This window comes from Thalassospira sp. MCCC 1A01428, from assembly GCF_002115825.1.
GTDB lineage: Bacteria > Pseudomonadota > Alphaproteobacteria > Rhodospirillales > Thalassospiraceae > Thalassospira.
This window is the reverse complement of the sequence record NZ_JFJZ01000042.1, coordinates 1-16,749: the sequence shown is the minus strand read 5'-3', so window position 1 is coordinate 16,749 and position 16,749 is coordinate 1. Positions and strand designations below refer to the sequence as shown.

The window sequence follows — 16,749 nt, the reverse complement described above, 5'->3', positions numbered from 1 at the left end:
AGCCATGCATCTCTCCAGTCTTAATTCAGTGCAGGCATCGGCAAGCGACGCACCCGTTCTTTCTGTGCAAAATCTGACGACATCGTTTCGGGTTTATGACGAATGGAAACCGGTTATTCGCGATATCAGTTTTGATGTTCGCCCGCGCGAAACCGTTGCTATTGTCGGGGAATCAGGTTCGGGGAAAAGTGTTACGTCGCTATCTATAATGCGACTTTTGCAAGCGGACAGCAGCCGTGTAGAGGGCCGGATCCTGCTCGAAGGTCGTGATCTTCTTGCTTTGAGCGAAGCTGAAATGCGCAAGGTTCGTGGCAAGGATGTATCGATGATCTTCCAGGAGCCGATGACATCGCTAAACCCGATTTTCCCGGTCGGCGAGCAGATTGCCGAAGCGCTGATGGTTCATCAAAAAATCTCGAAGGTGGAGGCCCGGGCTGAGGTTTTACGTTTACTTGAAAAAGTGCGCATTCCGAATGCCGGTAGACGGTTCAAGGAATATCCGCATCAGTTTTCCGGCGGGATGCGCCAGCGCGTGATGATTGCAATGGCATTGGCATCGCGCCCTAAACTGTTGATTGCCGATGAACCGACAACCGCCCTTGATGTGACCATTCAAAGCCAGATCCTGGACCTGATTAAACAGTTGCAGGAAGAGGAGGGGATGTCCGTTTTGTTCATTACCCATGACATGGGGGTGGTGGCCGAAGTGGCAGATCGTACCATTGTGATGTATCGTGGGGACACGGTGGAAACAGGGGCGACTGCCGATATTTTTGTGCGCGGAGAACACCCTTATACCCGTGCCTTGTTATCGGCCGTTCCGCAATTGGGGGCAATGAGCGGCAAGGGGCTACCATTGCGTTTTCCGATTGTGGATGTAAACACGGGTGAGAGCCCGGTTGTGCAGGAAACCAGCAATACTGTTTCACCGGAAAATCAGCCGTTACTGGAAGTTAAAAACCTAACAACCCGGTTCCCAATTCAAGGTGGGTTGTTTGGCGGTTCAGTCGGCGCTGTACATGCTGTCGAGGATATTTCCTTTAGCATCCGCAAGGGTGAAACGCTGTCATTGGTGGGTGAATCCGGTTGCGGCAAGTCGACAACCGGGCGATCCATCTTGCGCCTGACGACCCCGCAAAAGGGCCAGATCCTGCTGAACGGGCAGGATATTCTGAAACTTGGTGCCTCTGAACTGCGTCAGATGCGACGTTCCATCCAGATGATTTTTCAAGATCCATATGCGTCGTTAAATCCGCGTATCAGTGTTGGTGCCGCCCTGATTGAACCTTTTCGGCAACATGGCCTTGGTCCGCGTGCAGATGCACGGGACAAGGCAGCATCCCTTTTGGAAAAGGTCGGGCTTAATGCCGATATGATGCAGCGTTACCCGCATGAATTTTCTGGTGGGCAACGCCAGCGTATTGCAATTGCCCGCGCCCTGATGCTTGATCCCAAAATTATTGTCGCAGATGAAGCGGTTTCCGCCCTTGATGTTTCAGTTAAGGCGCAGGTCTGTAATTTGTTGCTTGATTTGCAGGAAAGTTTTGATCTTTCGTTTCTGTTCATCTCCCACGATATGGCGGTGGTGGAACGGGTAAGCCATCGGGTTGCCGTAATGTATCTGGGGGAAATTGTTGAAATCGGTCCGCGGTCCGCGGTTTTTGACAATCCGCAACATTCCTATACGAAGAAATTGTTGTCCGCGGTGCCTGTGCCAGACCCGTCACGCCGATCCCTGCGACGTGAAATTTCCGTAGATGAACTTAGAAGCCCTATTCGCCCAACGGGATACGAAGCCCCTGTTCGTAAATACCGCGAGGTTACGCCTGATCATTTCGTACAGGTAAGTTAGATTTCGGCAAAAAATTGAGGCCCGCAGAACAGAGGAGATATTCCCCTGTTTTCGGGCCTTGATTGTCATGACAAACGGCAATCAAACTTTATCGCAGACAGGCGTTAATGTTTCAGGATCTGATTTAAAAATTGCTGTGCCCGTTCATTTTGCGGGTTCGTAAAGAAATCGTGTGGTGTACCTTCTTCAACGATCTGCCCGGCATCCATAAATATGACCCGGTCAGCAACAGCGCGGGCAAAGGCCATTTCGTGGGTCACACACACCATCGTCATGCCGTCCCGTGCAAGGGATGTCATGGTTTCAAGCACTTCTGAAACCATTTCCGGGTCGAGTGCCGATGTTGGTTCATCAAATAACATAACGGCGGGGTTCATACATAACGACCGTGCAATTGCGACGCCATGCTGGCCGGCCCCCGTTTCCGCGATCAGTTTGCGCTTGCCCATTTTCCGGGCCAGCAACGCGAAGCCCACACAATGATTGATCTTGTGTGCACCAGTATGGTTCAGGTCTTCACGTTTGACGTAGATCTGCGCGCCGCCAATCTCGGATGTCGTATTCCTGAGGAAGTGGAGGGGTGTGGGGCGACCTTGGAAGCCAATTCTCGCTTCGTCAAGGTCGTGCAGGAATTCCGGCGTTTCCCTTACCGCCCGGTACGTTGCTTCAAGTTCTTTTAATGCGGGCCATGCCGCCTGTGGATAATGATTGCCGCCAAACTGGCCAAAGTAGCCGTTGGCATCGGGAAAGTTCGACAGGTAGTCGCGATTGTTGTCTTGCATTTCGGCTCCTTAAAAATTCATGCCGAAATTTAGGTGATCTGTTCTTTGCTGTATTGAACAAGATTTGCATCTTGCCTTGGCAACAGTCGGGTGTATCGCACCCTATCCCCAGGTGACAGACATGACCCCTGGTTCTTCACCTGGGGTTTGGGTTCCATTGCACGAGCATTTGATGACAACCTGATATGCTGTCATGGAGTGTTCATCACTGATAGCAAGACGCGATGGATGACCTAGCGCATCTATAGTGGGGTGAATTTTACTTGTCCTGTCGCCACATGCACGTCCAATACCTCTCGCCAGTTCCCTTTTGGGTCCTAGCCTTTAAAGCGGTAATCCTTTCGTTGAGGTGTACAGATATCGCGAGATAAGCTGCCAGGCGGTACTCCGAAGACCTTTTTGAATTCCCGCGTGAAATGAGCCTGATCACTGAAGTCCATAAAAGCAGCGATCTCACTGAGTGCTAACCCTTCGCAGATTAATTCCTTGGCTTTTGCTATGCGAACCTGCCGTAAATATGTTTGAGGCGGTATTCCAACGATCTTGCTAAATGACCTCACCAGATGACTCTTGTGCACCCCCAATTTGTGTGCCAGCTCTTCGGTTTTTATCGCCTGTGTGGCGTTCTGCTGGATCAGCGAACAAGCCCGCTGCACTAACGTTCCAGAATCTTTGCTGGCAGCTCTGATTGAAAACTTGCAGGTCGTTAATAATCTTCGAAGCGCAAGCTCAAGAAACTTTCCGTCAGTCTGTGGTGTAAAAAGAGCGTCACAGAGTTCCTGTGTTTCATACCCTTGAACTGGGATTAAATTTTCAAAGTCAATTACCCTGTCACGAAGCTCTAGGTCGAGGCATTGAGCTACAAAGTTCTCCGTAAGATAGAGTGTTGTATATTCAGTATCCTGAATGGGGCAGTGTGCAGAATGAACTTCATATGGATTGAAAAAGAAGACCTCTCGTGCGCCTGCTGTACCGGTCCATCTGCGAGATTTGATCTCAGCAGAGCCCTGCTTTAAAGCTACAACTGAATATGTATTGTGGAAGTGGGGGGCAAACCTCTTTGCCAGTGCATGAGAGCGCAAAACTCCGCGTTCCTGAAGGGCGACGGTCATCGAACTAACCTGTGTGCCGATTTGCCTCATTTGATTTAACAATGCCCAGGTCCTCGAAGATTTCCAGTGCGCGCGGTTGCAGGCCTTTGCTGCGCGAATCGCGAAAGGCGTTATACATGTTCTTTATCAGATCGACGGAAATTCCCCGTCGTGCAAGGTCGATTGCAAGCGTGAGGCCGGCTGCGCCCGCGCCGTAAATCAGCATGTCGATTATGAAGTCTTTTGTCATGCTTACCTTTTGCGATAAGAGAAGAAAAGCGACAAAATGCCCCAAATTGAGACATGCCGTTCAGCAACTCCGGCATAGTCATCAGAGTAACCGGGATCTTCAGGCGATAGGTGACACTTGGCACGGCAGCCGGATTTCGACGGTAAGACCGGGTTCCTTACCGGGTAATATAACTGCTTCGCCCCCATGTGCCTGGGCAATCGCCTTTACAATCGGCAAGCCCAAGCCGGAGCCACCACGGCTACGCCCTCGTGAGTCATCCGCACGCCAAAACCGTTCGAAGGCGCGCGCGCGGCTTTCTTCGGGAAGGCCCGGCCCTGTATCCGTACAGCGGAAGAAAACATGCTGTTCGTTCACACCGGTCTTAACATGCACTGTACTTTGCGGTGCATAACGACAACAGTTTTCAAGAACCGCAACGAAGGCCTGGCGCAAACGCGATTGATCAGCACTCAGAATGCCACTGGATAATTGTCTTGTTACCGTAATCCCGGCGGCAGCGAAATGATCCTCAAGCGAGGCAAGGGCGGCCTTGGCCTCCATTGCAAGGTCAAGAGATGAATATTGCAGATCCAGCTGACCGGCATTACTCAGTGCTAGCGTTCGCAGCTCCTCTACAATGGCCGACAGATCATCCACATGGTTAATCAAGCGACCATACAGTTCCGGACTGGGAGCAAAGGCACCGTCTAGCAACCCCTGAAGCCGCCCACGCAGAATGGTCAAAGGCGTTCGCAATTCATGCGCAATTGCCGAGTTCGAGTATTTCAACTCGGCCTCTGCGCGCTGTAGTCGCCCAGCCATCTGATTGAAGTCATTGACGAGGTCGCTCGCTTCGCCAAAATTTCCACGGCTCAATGAAGCGCGTGCTGAAAAATCGCCATTTGCTACTTTTCGCGCCGCCGCGCCAACAGATTTCAACGGATCCACAATTCGTCGTGCAAGAACCCAGCCCAACAATGAGGCGGTTAATATGCCGATCCCCAATAGGAGGCCCAACGTTACGATATCACCGGTACGCAAGATCTCGTCGTCAGTAAATTCCGGATAGAGCCAGTCATAAATGAAGAAGAAATAGGCACTTAACCCGAAATAAACGACGACGAAAGCAAGCATCGTAAGCGCAATCATCGCGCGAACGATGCGGGAATTCAGATTACTGGCCATATGTATTGTCCAGTCGATAACCAACACCACGAACACCGACGAGCAGACCATCTGCGCCAGCCGCTGCCAGTTTCCGACGCAGATTGCTGACATGACTGTCCACTGTCCGATCCAGTGCTTCCCCTTCTGGCAGGCACGCGTCGACCAGTTCCGAGCGCTCGAACACTCTGCCAATTCTTAAGGCCATATAAGCCAGAATACGAAATTCGGTTCTGGTAAGGCCGAGTGTAACTGGTCCCGCGGCGGCTTCGACCTCCACCCGATATGCCTGCGGATCAATGGTCAAGGATCCGACGCGCAACATTTGCTCGCTATCTCGGGCAACCGTTCGTCGTAAAACCGCCTTCACACGCGCAACAACCTCAAGCGGGTTGAACGGTTTAACCACGTAATCGTCTGCACCGATCCGAAGGGCCTGCAACTTGTCGAGATCCTCCGCCAGCGCGGTGACCATGATGACGGGCGTATCACCCCTGCGGCGTATCGTTGCTAAAACCTCATAGCCATCCTGTCCTGGCAGCTTGATGTCCAGGACCACAAGGTCGGGCCGTAAACGCAGGTGATGCGCAAGCCCAATCGTGCCATCACCTGCGGTGACAACCCGGAAACCTTCGCGTGACAGATACGTGCCGATGATTTCGGCAATCTCGGGTTCGTCTTCGATGATCAGGATCAGGGCATTGTTCACGAGCATGTTTTCAATCTTTGACATTTCATCCAAAAGAACTCATTTGGCTGAGGTATCCATCACTTTGTATTGTTGGCAACCGCTTGAGAATACCATCATTTGGTCGCAAGCAATGTGGTGATTGAGACCTTGTTGAACATGACGGGCAATTTGTACTTAGCTTTTCACAACCGACCGCGTCCGCGCGCCCAGAGCACAGCATCCTTCATATCCGGATTGGAATTTGCAGATAACAGTCAACGGTTAACCTCCCTGTGTCGAAAGCGGGTTAAATGTTTGTGGAGGTTCTATGGAGATTTTCGATACCGGGAACTCCAAGGTGCGGGATTTAAGAATTGTGCCCCTGGTTTCTCCATACTGACTGGAGTACCTTATTGTTGCGCTGTGGCGACCTCGTTTCCGATCAGAGTGGTGCTGCCACCGAGCGCGCGATACAGAATGGATTCATTGACGAACTGTGCAAGCTGCACATCTGCAAGTGCCACTTCGGCGGAACGTCGGCGTTCCTGCGCGTCAAGCCAGATACGCATAGTGATGGCACCCGCCCGATAACGTGTTTCGGAGAGCTTCTCAACTTCCCGTGCTGCCACATAAGCATTAGTAAGTCGGCGTGACTGTTCTACATAGTTGGTGCGCGCACCAAGCGCATTGGCGACGTCGGCGAATGCATTTAGCAAAGTCGTTCGAAATGCCGCAACAGCCTCTTCATATTGTGCTTGTGAAACTGCGATTGTCAGATCCATGTCTTTTAGATTCAGGAATGACAGAACTGTTCCGGTACCCAGTGTCCCGACCGGATTGGAAATGAAAGATAAAAGTTGATTGCTGCTGGTACCAAGCTCGCCGGTAAGCGAAATGCCCGGATAGAAGCTGGTTCGCGTCGCATCCACATTTTTTAACGCCCCCTTTAACCGCGCTTCTGCTGCACGAAGGTCCGGGCGGCGGGCAAGAAGGTCTGCGGGCAAACCAGGCGTCATCGCTGGCAACTTCTGTCGCGGCAAGCTTTGTAATTCGGGAACCGGACTTGGCCTGCCGTTTAAAAGGACCGTAAGCACATTTCGCAGAACAAGGCGTGCCTGCTGCAATTCGGACACGCGTGCGGCCTGTGTTTCGACAGTCTGTTCAACTTCCAAAAGTTCGAGTTCGGAAACGTCCCCGACATCCAACTGTTTGCGGACGAGGTTCTGTACTTGCCTTACATAATCAAGGCTGTTTTCAGCCGACGTAACTGCCTCATTCGCGTGCGCGATACGGAAATAGGTTTCGATTGTCATGCCGATAATTGCAAGACGGGCCGCCTCGTAATCCTCAAGCGTGGCATCGGCTTCAAAGTTTGTATTATCGCGCTGCGCTGCCAGTTTGCCCCATAAGTCAACTTCGTAGGAAAGCCGGACTGAAGCTGACGAAGACGAGGTCGATACGGCATTTCCGTCAAGCGGCCTCGATCTCGAACTGTTAAGATTGCCACTCAATTTCGGGAATAGGGAATTTGCAGCAAGATCTGCTTGTAAAAACGCTCTGCGAACACGAACGGTTGCCGCGAAAATATCGTTGTTACGCGTAACAACTTCACGGATCAGCGTGTTTAGGTCGCGGTCTCCGAACGCAGCCCACCATTGATCGGCATCTACTTTGGCGATGTCGTTAGAAATCGAGGCAGGCCATGTCGGTCCTTCTGGCATATCCGGACGCAGATAGGTTGTTGACTGGCCCGTGCAACCGGCAAGCACGACAAAAACGCAGGGAAAAATCAATCTGACGAAAACCATGGTTACTCTCTTGAAAGCGCAACGACCGGATCAAGGCGCGAAGCATTGCGGGCGGGCAGAAAACCGAAAGCGAGGCCGATCAAAAGCGCAACCAGACACGCAAAAAGGATGGCATCAAAAGAGATGATCATCGGGAATTGGCTGTCCTCTCCGCCGAAGGCAATTGCTGTGGCGAAGGCCAGCCCGACGCCGAGGAAAGACCCGGCAATGCAAATCGTCACGGCTTCAATCAGGAACTGAAGCATGATGTCGATACGACGTGCACCGACCGCCATGCGCAGGCCAATTTCACTGGTACGCTCGGTGACCGAAACCAGCATAATGTTCATTACGCCAATGCCGCCGACGATCAGAGAAATCACCGCAACAGACGAAATCAGTAGCGTCATTTTCTGCGATGTCTTTTCCAGGATCCGACGTAACTGGTCGCTGTTGAAGACAAAAAAGTCCTGCGTGCCGTGACGACGTGTCAAAAGACCGACGATTGCGCGTTCAGCAATAATCGTGTCTATATTGTCCGAGATACGAACGCTTAACCCGGCAAGGCTTGTTGCAGCGCCAAGCAACCTGCCGGCCACGGCAGTATAGGGAAGATACATTTGCAGGGTTTTACCGGACATGCCGGAACGTGAGGCCACCGTGCCAATGATCACCACCGGCACACGATCAATCATAACGATTTTGCCAAGCGGAGATTGATCCCCCGGAAAAAGCGTCGATACGGCGCGCTCCTCTATCACGGCCTCCTGTCGGCGTTCCGCAATACTGTCGGCTGAGAACCCGTTACCACGCACGATTCTGAGGCCATTTACCCGGAAATAATCCGCGCCGACACCGTCAATGTTGCCTGACATGCTGGAGCGGCCGACCCGAATGCGTGTACTCGTGGACACCAGCGGTGTAACGCTGTCGATATAGTTTTGCGCAGACAAAGCCTCGGCGTCGGAAACGACCAGCGTCCTGATGCTATCGACGCGCTCGTCGTCCCAGCCGTGCCCGGGGAAAATGGAAAGGGTGCTCGCACCAAGTTCGCTGATCTCGGCCAGGACTCTCTGGCGTGTCCCTTCGCCCAGACCGACGACTGAAACGACCGCAGCAATGCCAATTATGATCCCGAGCATGGTAAGGAATGTACGGACCCGATGCGCCGCCAATGAACGCAACGCCATGGGGAAAGCTTCTGAAAACCGTCGATGAAAACCGGACAGAACGCCAACAGGCTCTGAATTTACAAAGGAAGGTGAAGGCGCATCAATGGCAGGTGCGCGGCACCGCTTGTCCGACAGAACAAGGCCATCACGGATTTCAATGATACGATCAGCATGGGCGGCGACCTCCATATCGTGCGTGACCATAATGACAGTATGGCCGTCACGATGAAGCTCTTTAAGGATCTCAAGAACGGTTTCACCACTTTTACTATCAAGCGCCCCGGTTGGTTCGTCGGCAAGAATGATATGCCCACCATTCATAAGCGCACGCGCAATCGACACTCGTTGCTGCTGCCCGCCGGAAAGCTGACCCGGACGGTGATCAATGCGCGTACCAAGGCCAAGGCGCTCCAGAAGCCCTTTGGCCCTTTCGTACCGGGTGACAGAATCAATACCGGCATAAACAGCTGGCATCGCCACATTATCCATTGCGTTGAGCGTGCCAAGCAAATGATAGCGCTGGAAGATGAAGCCGAAATGCTCCCTTCGCAATGCAGCCAGTTCGTCCGCGTTCAAACCGGCAACACTATGGCCACCGACGCGGTAATCACCCGTAGTAGGCTGATCAAGGCAGCCAAGAATATTCATCAGCGTCGATTTGCCCGACCCGCTGGCACCTACGATCGCGACGAGCTCACCGTTGTCAATACGAAGGTTGATACCCTTGAGTGCGGAGACCGTCTCTTCGCCTGCTTTAAATAGCCGCGTGACGTTTTCTATTTCCAGTAAAGCGCTCACATCATCCCCATAGCGTTAGAGTCTGACGCCTGACCATCTGCCGGAATGACAACTTCCTCGCCAACCTTAAGGCCTTCAATCACTTGCGCCTTGATCCGGTCTGTCAGTCCTATTGCGACAAGACGTTCGGAAATTTCGCCCGAAGGCGACCGCACACTCATGTGATAGCGACCGTTCTGATCGCGCCCGGTTAGTGCTGACCAAGGCACAAGCGGGACGTTTTGCGCATTTCCCACAACAATGGTCACAAGAGTGGTCATCATGGGGCGCAATTGGCCATCGGGATTTGGTGTTGTGAATAGTCCGTCGAAATAAACAGCCTGTGCTATCTGCCCGGCGGTTGCGGGGGGCGTTGTCGATTCCGCCGCGATCGATGTCGGGGCGGGGGCGATCTGCTCCAATTTGCCAGCTATCGGAGTATGAGTTTCGCCCATAATCGTGAAACGCACAGTTTGGCCCGGTTTTACGCGGGTGATATCGGCCTCAGATATTTTGACCTTTACCTGCATGACATCAAGCTGCGCTAGCACAATAATCGTCGGTACAGCCAGGTTGGAGTTCAGTGTTTGGCCAGCTTTGGTTACGACCGCAACCACAACGCCATCCATTGGTGCGACAACCTTCGTGTAGTCGAGATTGGCTTTCGCGTTCTCGACTTCCACTGTGGCTTGGGCAATCTGCGCTTCCAACGCATCTATATCAGCTGCGAGTACTTTGAATGCAGCCTCTGCTGTCTCAAGCTCGGCCACAGATGCGGCCTGCTGAAGCGCCATACTTTTCTGTCTGTTATAGGCTTGTTCCGCCCGTTTGAGTTCAAAGCCGCGGGCTTTGCGCTGCGCCTTGACATTGGCAAGAGCTGCTTCTGCGATGCGAAGGGCATATTCCTGTGCTGTCGGGTCGATTTCGGCGATCAGGTCGCCTGCCGTGATTTTTTGACCAAGTTCAACATGCAACGCCTTTAACTGACCTGAAACCTGCGCACCAATGCTTACGATGCTGGCAGGTTCGAGTTCACCATAGGCAAGAACGGTTTCCTCGATTGTGCCCAACGAGACAAACTCGGTAAGCACAGATGCTGGCGGCTTTTCCTCAAGAACACCACGGGCCGAGGCAATTGCCACGAGCGCCACGATAATTATTCCCCCAATGACCAGTGGGCGGCCAAAGCTATTCGAAAATTTCATTCTTGTTGTTACCAACTGAAGTTTATTGACCAGGGAAAAGCGACCACCCCGCTGCCTTCTCTCTCGTCAGTCTCCGCGACGTCAGCGTGACGGGTATCAGCGGATGCATCCTGCGTAAGATGAAAAGGTTCCACGAAGATCGCTTTCTTCCGGACCCTTTCACGCCGCAATGAAAGTTGAGTAGAGGTTATGTGGAGGTTTGGTGGATGCGTATTTATTCGCTTTGCTCACCAGCACTGAGGTTGTGTTAGCAAACAAGGATAGACAGCGATCAATGATCGGTGTGCAGGGAATACGGCCTTGGAATTTTGACCTTAGCCCTTTAAACCTGACCAGAAGAACGTACAGTCTGTCATCAGGAAGCGGGCGCAAGCTTGCCTTGGGGATGTGGGTGCCGTTGGCCGTGACTGGTGGATCCAATGAACGTCAGTGATGGCTTCACCAAGGGTTGCCGTTTTCGCATCCTGCGCATTATTGGCGATTATGGCCTCTAACGCCTGGCACTATATTATGCTAGAAAAACCGATGCAGAACGGTTTTGCCCGCAAGACAATGGTTTTAATGCCATAAGAGGACACGCGTAGTTGAAGGTGCGCGTATCCTCATATGGACGTTAGCTTTTTTATAGTCGGATCACGGCACCCTTTGTAAAAGTGATTATGAGTCCGGGTGTTGTTGTTTGAGGTGGCCTGTTTTCGTTAGGAACTAGCGTTGCGCTGCTTGAATGGCCTCGGCCATGATGTCGAGGCCACGGTCGATTTCATCATCTGAAATTGTCAATGGCGGTGCAATTCGGAAAACAGCGCCCATTGCGGGAACCTTGACGATATTCATGCTCAGACCGCGGGCAAGGGCTTCTTCGCCGATGCGGTCGCCCATGGCAAGGTCAGGCGTGCGGCTTTGGCGGTCGGTAACAATTTCAAGTCCAAGCAACAATCCGCGGCCCCGAACATCACCAATGCAGTCAAAACGTTGCTGCAATGCCTCAAGGCCGGTGCGCAGATGTTGCCCGGCTGATGTGGCACGCTCGATCAGGTTTTCACGGGCGATAACATCCATGACCGTGATGCCAATGGCGGCGGGCAGGGGGTCGGATACATGGGTGGTTAGAAAAATAAAGCCGCGATCATGGGCTTTCTGTTCGATTTCGGTGCTGGTCAGAACCGCCGAAAGCGGCAAACCGGCACCCAGCGTTTTGGAAAGGGTCAGAATATCGGGTGTGACACCATCGCGTTCAAAGGCAAACATATGGCCGGTGCGACCCATGCCGGTTTGGGCCTCGTCCAGGATCAGCAACATGCCTCGTTCGTCGCATTTTTTCTTGAGTGCTGCCAGATAGCCCAACGGTAAATCAATGATCCCGCCCGACGACAGGATGGGTTCGGCAATAAAAGCGGCCAGATTGCCGGTTGACTGGCTGTCGATCAGATTAAAGGCATCGTCAAGTTCGGTTTGCCAGTCCAGCGAGCCATCGACATGGGTGAAACGGGGGCGATAGGCATGGGGGGCGGGAATGGCAAAAGAACCCACCGAAACCGGGCCATAGCCCTTGCGTGCTGCACTATAGGTTGCGGCTGCGGCGGCCCCTGTCATGCCGTGCCAGCTTTTGGAAAACGCCACAATTTCGTGTTTACCGGTAACAATTTTGGCAAGGCGAATGGCGGCTTCGTTCGACTCACCCCCGGTCGAAAGCAGCAAAACCTTTTCGAGGCCCGGGGTGATGGAACCAAGACGTTGCGAAAGCTCGATCACCGGGCGCGACAACATGCCGCTAAAAAGATGGTCCAGCTGGCCGATATTGTCCTGAACGGTTTTGACGATTTCGGGGTGAGAATGGCCTAAAACCGCGCTCATTTGCCCAGATGTGAAATCCAGAATCGGTTCATTTGCCAAATCATAAACATAGCTGCCCGAAGCACGGCTGATGATGCGTTTTTCAAATTGTGGGCCATAGCGCATGACATGATCAGAGATTGCCGACCACAAGGCAGGATCAAGGTTGGGATTGTCGGGTTTGGTGTTGCTCATCAAAACGGCTTTCTGCTGATTGGCGGGTGAAAAGCATTTTGCCTTGCCAAAGCCATTCAGCCAAATTCATAATATAGAAATATGATATCAATAAAATTGATGGAAAATGCAGGATCTGGAAATATTTTTACTGCGCAGTTTTGTGGCAGTGTCGCGTGCGGGTTCGGTCAGTGAAGCTGCCCGGAAGATTGGGCGCACGCAATCGGCTGTCAGTATGCAGATGCAACGTCTTGAAGACGCCGTTGGCCAGCCGGTTTTACGCCGCACAGGGGGCGGGGTAGAATTAACGGCGGCGGGTATTCGTATGCTTTCCTATGCCGAACGCATCTTGGGTGCCCATGACGAAGCAGTTGCTGCCATATCGGGCACGGCCCTTCACGGCGCGATCAGCATCGGGTGTCCGGAAGATTATATGACGGCTTTTTTCCCCGGCTTGCTGCGTGGTTTTGCCACCCTTCATGGTGGTATTGAAATTGAGGTTGTTTGCGCGGGCACAGTAGAATTACGCCAGCTTTTACAACGGCGGCAAATCGACCTTGCGGTGCTGTCTGTGCCAGAAGATGCCGACCGTGCCCGGATTATTCGCCCGGAATCTTTTGTCTGGGTAGGGAATGCTCCCGATCCGGCCATTCTGGCGCGTGAAGTGCTACCGGTGGCCCTGTCTGCGCCTGGAACACTGGATTATGAAGCAGCCATTGGGGCAATGGACCGGGTGGGGCGCGCCTATCGTATTGCATTTGCAAGTAACAGCCTTGCCGGGCTTTTGGCCGTTACGCGCTCTGGCGAGGCGATCAGCGTGGTGACGCGTGCTGCTGTCCCGTCTGATCTGTTTATTTTGCAAAATGGCCTTCCTGCCTTGCCCGATATTGGCATTACCCTTGCCTATGCGGCCCTTAAACCACCCCCGATTGTCAAAACATTTGGCGAGTTTATAAAAACATATATGGCTGAAATCTAGACGAATTCTTTGGCCAGATTTAAGCGGTTATCTGTGTGACAGGAGGATCCCGCTAAATTCGCGGATCAGCCGGGATTTTTGTACATTGGCTGGATAAAGCAGCAGCGATCTGAAAATGACATCGGGTTCAAACGGGCGGAAAATGACATTTCGTTTTGCGTAAAGACCTGTAACCATTGGATTGACAAGGCCGACAGCGTTGCCATCTTCGGCAAGGGCACAGATGGTCGCCGAATTTGGCGTTTCCAATGCATAATCAGGTGTTATACCCTCAGCCTCAAGCAAGGTATCCAGCCTTTGGCGTGCGCGGTCTTCGGCGACCAGCCCCAACAGCGATACATTGTTAAGGTCAGCAGGTTTTATGATTTTTTGTGCCGTCAGCCGGTGATCTTTTGGCATGGCGATAACGCCAGCGTAACTGCAAAAAACCTGGCTATCGACGCCAGAATTATCAATTTCGTCGGCGGCGATGCCAATATCGTATTGCCCATCCACAATGCCATTGCGAATATCGGCAGATGATTTGACATGAAAAGTCAGCCGGATATCCGGATGCCTGGCGCGAAATGTACGAATGGCGGAAGGCACAAGGCTAACGCTGCCCGCAGCAAAACAGCCGATCCGCAATGTGCCTTCGCCATAGTCCCGAATACCGGCTGCTGCTGCACGCAGACGATCCAGCCCGCGAAAACTTTCATCCACTTCGCGAAAAAACAGGCGTGCTTCCGGTGTGGCAACCAGACGTCCGCGTATACGATCAAACAGTGCAAAGCGTACGGCATGTTCCAGGTCGCTTATCAGGCGAGAAACAGCAGGCTGGGTAATACCCATGATTTCGGCGGCACGAACGGTCGAGCCTGAAATCATGAGGGCATGAAATGCCTCGATCTGGCGGTATTTCATATAACATTTCCACATAGAGTAATGATGAACCATCAGTATATTTACTAGGGTGGTCGTGCAACTCTCTTTGAAACCCAATCGGAGAGTTTTATGCGTGATTTTACCCTTAGCGTTCATCACCCTGCCGTTGCAGAAGATGAATTTTCGTCTTTATGTGTGGCAACGCAGCGGGCATCGACCATTGTTTTTGACAATGCCGAAGCCTATGCCACCCGTGGTCAGCGTGACCTTGACAGTTATTCATATGGCATGCACGGCACCCCGACACAGCGTGTTCTGGAGGCGCAGTTAACCGCACTTGAAGGCGGGGTTAAAACAGTTGTTGTTCCATCGGGCCAGGCGGCCATTGCGGCTGTTTTTTTAAGTGTTCTCAAACCGGGCGATCATGTCTTGATTGCTGAAACAGCTTATCCGCCGGTGAACGGCTTTTGCCAGAACTTCCTCGCCCCGCTGGGCATGACATGGTCGACGTATCCGCCTGGTATCGGTGCAGGGATTCATGCTTACATAACAGCGGAAACCCGCCTGATCTGGATGGAAAGCCCTGGTTCGACAACAATGGAGATCGAGGATGTTCCTGCCATTGTCGCCTGTGCCCGCGAAAAGGGTATTTTAACTGGCATTGATAACACCTGGGCAACCCCGTTGTTGTTCAAGCCCCTGGCGCATGGGGTTGATTTTTCCATGCAGGCATTGACCAAATATCCTGGTGGGCATTCAGATATTCTGATGGGGTCGGTTACGGTAAACCGTATGGATTTACGCAAAGGTTTGCGTGACGTGATGCGAATGCTGGGTTTTCATACCGCCCCTGACGCCATTTCACTGGTATTGCGCGGGTTGGAAACAATGGCAGTACGGGTTGCGCATTCCGGTCGTGTTGCCAGTGAAATTGCCCACGAGCTTGTCGTCCAATACCCCGTCGAGGTTCTATCGCCAATATTACCCGAAAGCCCGGGGCATGCGCTTTGGGTGCGTGATTTTACCGGTGCCAGCGGTCTGTTTTCGGTGGTTTTGCCGGTGGAATGGGAAAGCAGACTGGATGCCGCTTTGAACGGGCTCAGGATCTTTGCAATCGGTGCGTCCTGGGGAGGAACGCGCAGTTTGATTGCACCGATGACTGTAAACAGTCATCGAACCACACCGCACCCGCGAAACGAACGCATCATATTGCGTCTCAGTATCGGGCTTGAAGACCCGGAAGATTTGCGGGCGGATCTGCGTACGTTTTTTGATCTGATGGCACAGGCCTGAGGTTGGAAACGCGCCGTATTACGCGGCTTTGAATGATAAAATATCAGGAGGTAAAAATGGGATATAAAACGAAACTTGCGGCAATTTGTCTGCCCGTGGCGGGGATGTTGTTTGCAATGACGGCGCAGGCCGCCACCACGCTTGATACAGTAAAGGAACGCGGACGCCTGATTTGCGGCGCAAGTCAGGGCACACCGGGTTTTGGCGCACCCGACGATAATGGATACTGGCGCGGGCTGGATATTGAAACATGCCGGGCTGTTGCAGTTGCAGTGCTGGGGGATAAGGATGCGGTTGATTTTGTGCCCCTTTCCGGGCAGCAGCGCATTCCTGCGTTACAAACCGGGGAAATTGATATTTTGCCCCGCACCCTGACCTGGACATTGCAGCGTGATGCCAATGGTATCAATTTTACCCAGCCAAATTATTATGAATATACCGGTTTCATGATGCCAAAATCCCTCGGGATCACGCAGGTTGAAGATATGGCGGGGGCATCGGTTTGTGTTCAGACGGGGTCGACGACCGAAGTTGTCGTCAACGATGTATCAACAAAGCATAAGCTCGATTTGCAGCCGGTTGTTTTTGATAATACTTCGGCCGCACGGCAGGCATTTTTCTCTGGCCGTTGTGATGCGCTGATTACCGATGCCGGGGCATTGGCATCGGTCCGGGCAAGTATGGCAAAAAACCCCGATGATTATATCATTTTTCCAGCCACCCCTTACGTTGATGCGCTGACCCCGGCCGTCAGACAGGGGGATGACCAGTGGATGGATATTGTACGCTGGTCCATTCAGGCCCTGATTGCCGCCGAAAGTTTTGGCATTACCCGGGAAAATGTTGATGCCATGCTAGGTGTTTAGTCCCGGCA

At 52.6% G+C, this 16,749-nt stretch carries 14 protein-coding genes; 4 read left to right on the top strand and 10 right to left on the bottom strand.

Going from position 1 to position 16,749, the window contains the following annotated elements; all coding sequences use genetic code 11:
* The first annotated feature begins 4 nt into the window (after positions 1–4).
* Complete coding sequence (locus tag THS27_RS21475; RefSeq protein WP_085594332.1) at positions 5–1,852, top strand: ABC transporter ATP-binding protein; 1,848 nt, start codon at positions 5–7, stop codon at positions 1,850–1,852.
* Between the two features lie 104 nt (positions 1,853–1,956).
* Here THS27_RS21475 and THS27_RS27675 read toward each other — a convergent pair whose 3' ends face one another.
* The 9 genes from THS27_RS27675 to THS27_RS21430 form a co-directional block, all read right to left on the bottom strand.
* Positions 1,957–2,634 carry a pyridoxal-phosphate dependent enzyme gene (locus THS27_RS27675; protein WP_139835697.1) on the bottom strand — a complete coding sequence of 226 codons (678 nt, stop codon included), beginning with the start codon at positions 2,632–2,634 and terminating at the stop codon, positions 1,957–1,959.
* A gap of 317 nt (positions 2,635–2,951) precedes the next feature.
* The gene (locus THS27_RS21465; protein ID WP_210402968.1) at positions 2,952–3,746 is read right to left on the bottom strand and encodes an AraC family transcriptional regulator; all 795 of its coding nucleotides are present in this window, start codon (positions 3,744–3,746) and stop codon (positions 2,952–2,954) included.
* A 4-nt stretch (positions 3,747–3,750) separates the two neighbouring features.
* Positions 3,751–4,020 (bottom strand): FAD-dependent monooxygenase, encoded by a 270-nt coding sequence (locus tag THS27_RS21460; protein ID WP_246833059.1) that lies wholly within the window; start codon positions 4,018–4,020, stop codon positions 3,751–3,753.
* Between the two features lie 54 nt (positions 4,021–4,074).
* The gene (locus tag THS27_RS21455) at positions 4,075–5,235 is read right to left on the bottom strand and encodes an ATP-binding protein (RefSeq protein WP_210402967.1); all 1,161 of its coding nucleotides are present in this window, start codon (positions 5,233–5,235) and stop codon (positions 4,075–4,077) included.
* Positions 5,132–5,854 carry a response regulator gene (locus THS27_RS21450; RefSeq protein WP_246833058.1) on the bottom strand — a complete coding sequence of 241 codons (723 nt, stop codon included), beginning with the start codon at positions 5,852–5,854 and terminating at the stop codon, positions 5,132–5,134. Before THS27_RS21450 ends, THS27_RS21455 begins: the two co-directional genes overlap by 104 nt.
* 347 nt (positions 5,855–6,201) lie before the next feature.
* The gene (locus THS27_RS21445) at positions 6,202–7,560 is read right to left on the bottom strand and encodes an efflux transporter outer membrane subunit (protein WP_168184965.1); all 1,359 of its coding nucleotides are present in this window, start codon (positions 7,558–7,560) and stop codon (positions 6,202–6,204) included.
* Between the two features lie 41 nt (positions 7,561–7,601).
* A complete protein-coding gene (locus THS27_RS21440) occupies positions 7,602–9,548 on the bottom strand; it encodes a MacB family efflux pump subunit (protein WP_085594324.1) in 1,947 nt (648 codons plus the stop codon).
* Positions 9,545–10,732, bottom strand: a complete 1,188-nt coding sequence (locus tag THS27_RS21435) for an efflux RND transporter periplasmic adaptor subunit (RefSeq protein WP_085594322.1) — start codon at positions 10,730–10,732, stop codon at positions 9,545–9,547. Before THS27_RS21435 ends, THS27_RS21440 begins: the two co-directional genes overlap by 4 nt.
* Before the next feature lie 705 nt (positions 10,733–11,437).
* The gene (locus tag THS27_RS21430) at positions 11,438–12,760 is read right to left on the bottom strand and encodes an aspartate aminotransferase family protein (protein ID WP_085594320.1); all 1,323 of its coding nucleotides are present in this window, start codon (positions 12,758–12,760) and stop codon (positions 11,438–11,440) included.
* Positions 12,761–12,866: 106 nt separating this feature from the next.
* On the opposite strand from THS27_RS21430, the gene THS27_RS21425 reads away from it, so the two are divergent.
* The gene (locus tag THS27_RS21425) at positions 12,867–13,718 is read left to right on the top strand and encodes a LysR family transcriptional regulator (RefSeq protein ID WP_085594318.1); all 852 of its coding nucleotides are present in this window, start codon (positions 12,867–12,869) and stop codon (positions 13,716–13,718) included.
* A gap of 27 nt (positions 13,719–13,745) precedes the next feature.
* On the opposite strand, the gene THS27_RS21420 is transcribed toward THS27_RS21425, so the two are convergent.
* Positions 13,746–14,621, bottom strand: coding sequence for a LysR substrate-binding domain-containing protein (locus THS27_RS21420; protein ID WP_085594316.1), 876 nt, complete (start codon positions 14,619–14,621; stop codon positions 13,746–13,748).
* A 90-nt stretch (positions 14,622–14,711) separates the two neighbouring features.
* Here THS27_RS21420 and THS27_RS21415 point away from each other — a divergent pair, with 90 nt between their 5' ends.
* Both THS27_RS21415 and THS27_RS21410 read left to right on the top strand, forming a co-directional pair.
* Positions 14,712–15,875: a PLP-dependent aspartate aminotransferase family protein gene (locus tag THS27_RS21415; protein WP_085594314.1), complete on the top strand. Its 1,164-nt coding sequence runs from the start codon at positions 14,712–14,714 to the stop codon at positions 15,873–15,875.
* 56 nt (positions 15,876–15,931) lie between these two features.
* Complete coding sequence (locus tag THS27_RS21410; RefSeq protein WP_085594312.1) at positions 15,932–16,741, top strand: amino acid ABC transporter substrate-binding protein; 810 nt, start codon at positions 15,932–15,934, stop codon at positions 16,739–16,741.
* Positions 16,742–16,749: the final 8 nt, after the last annotated feature.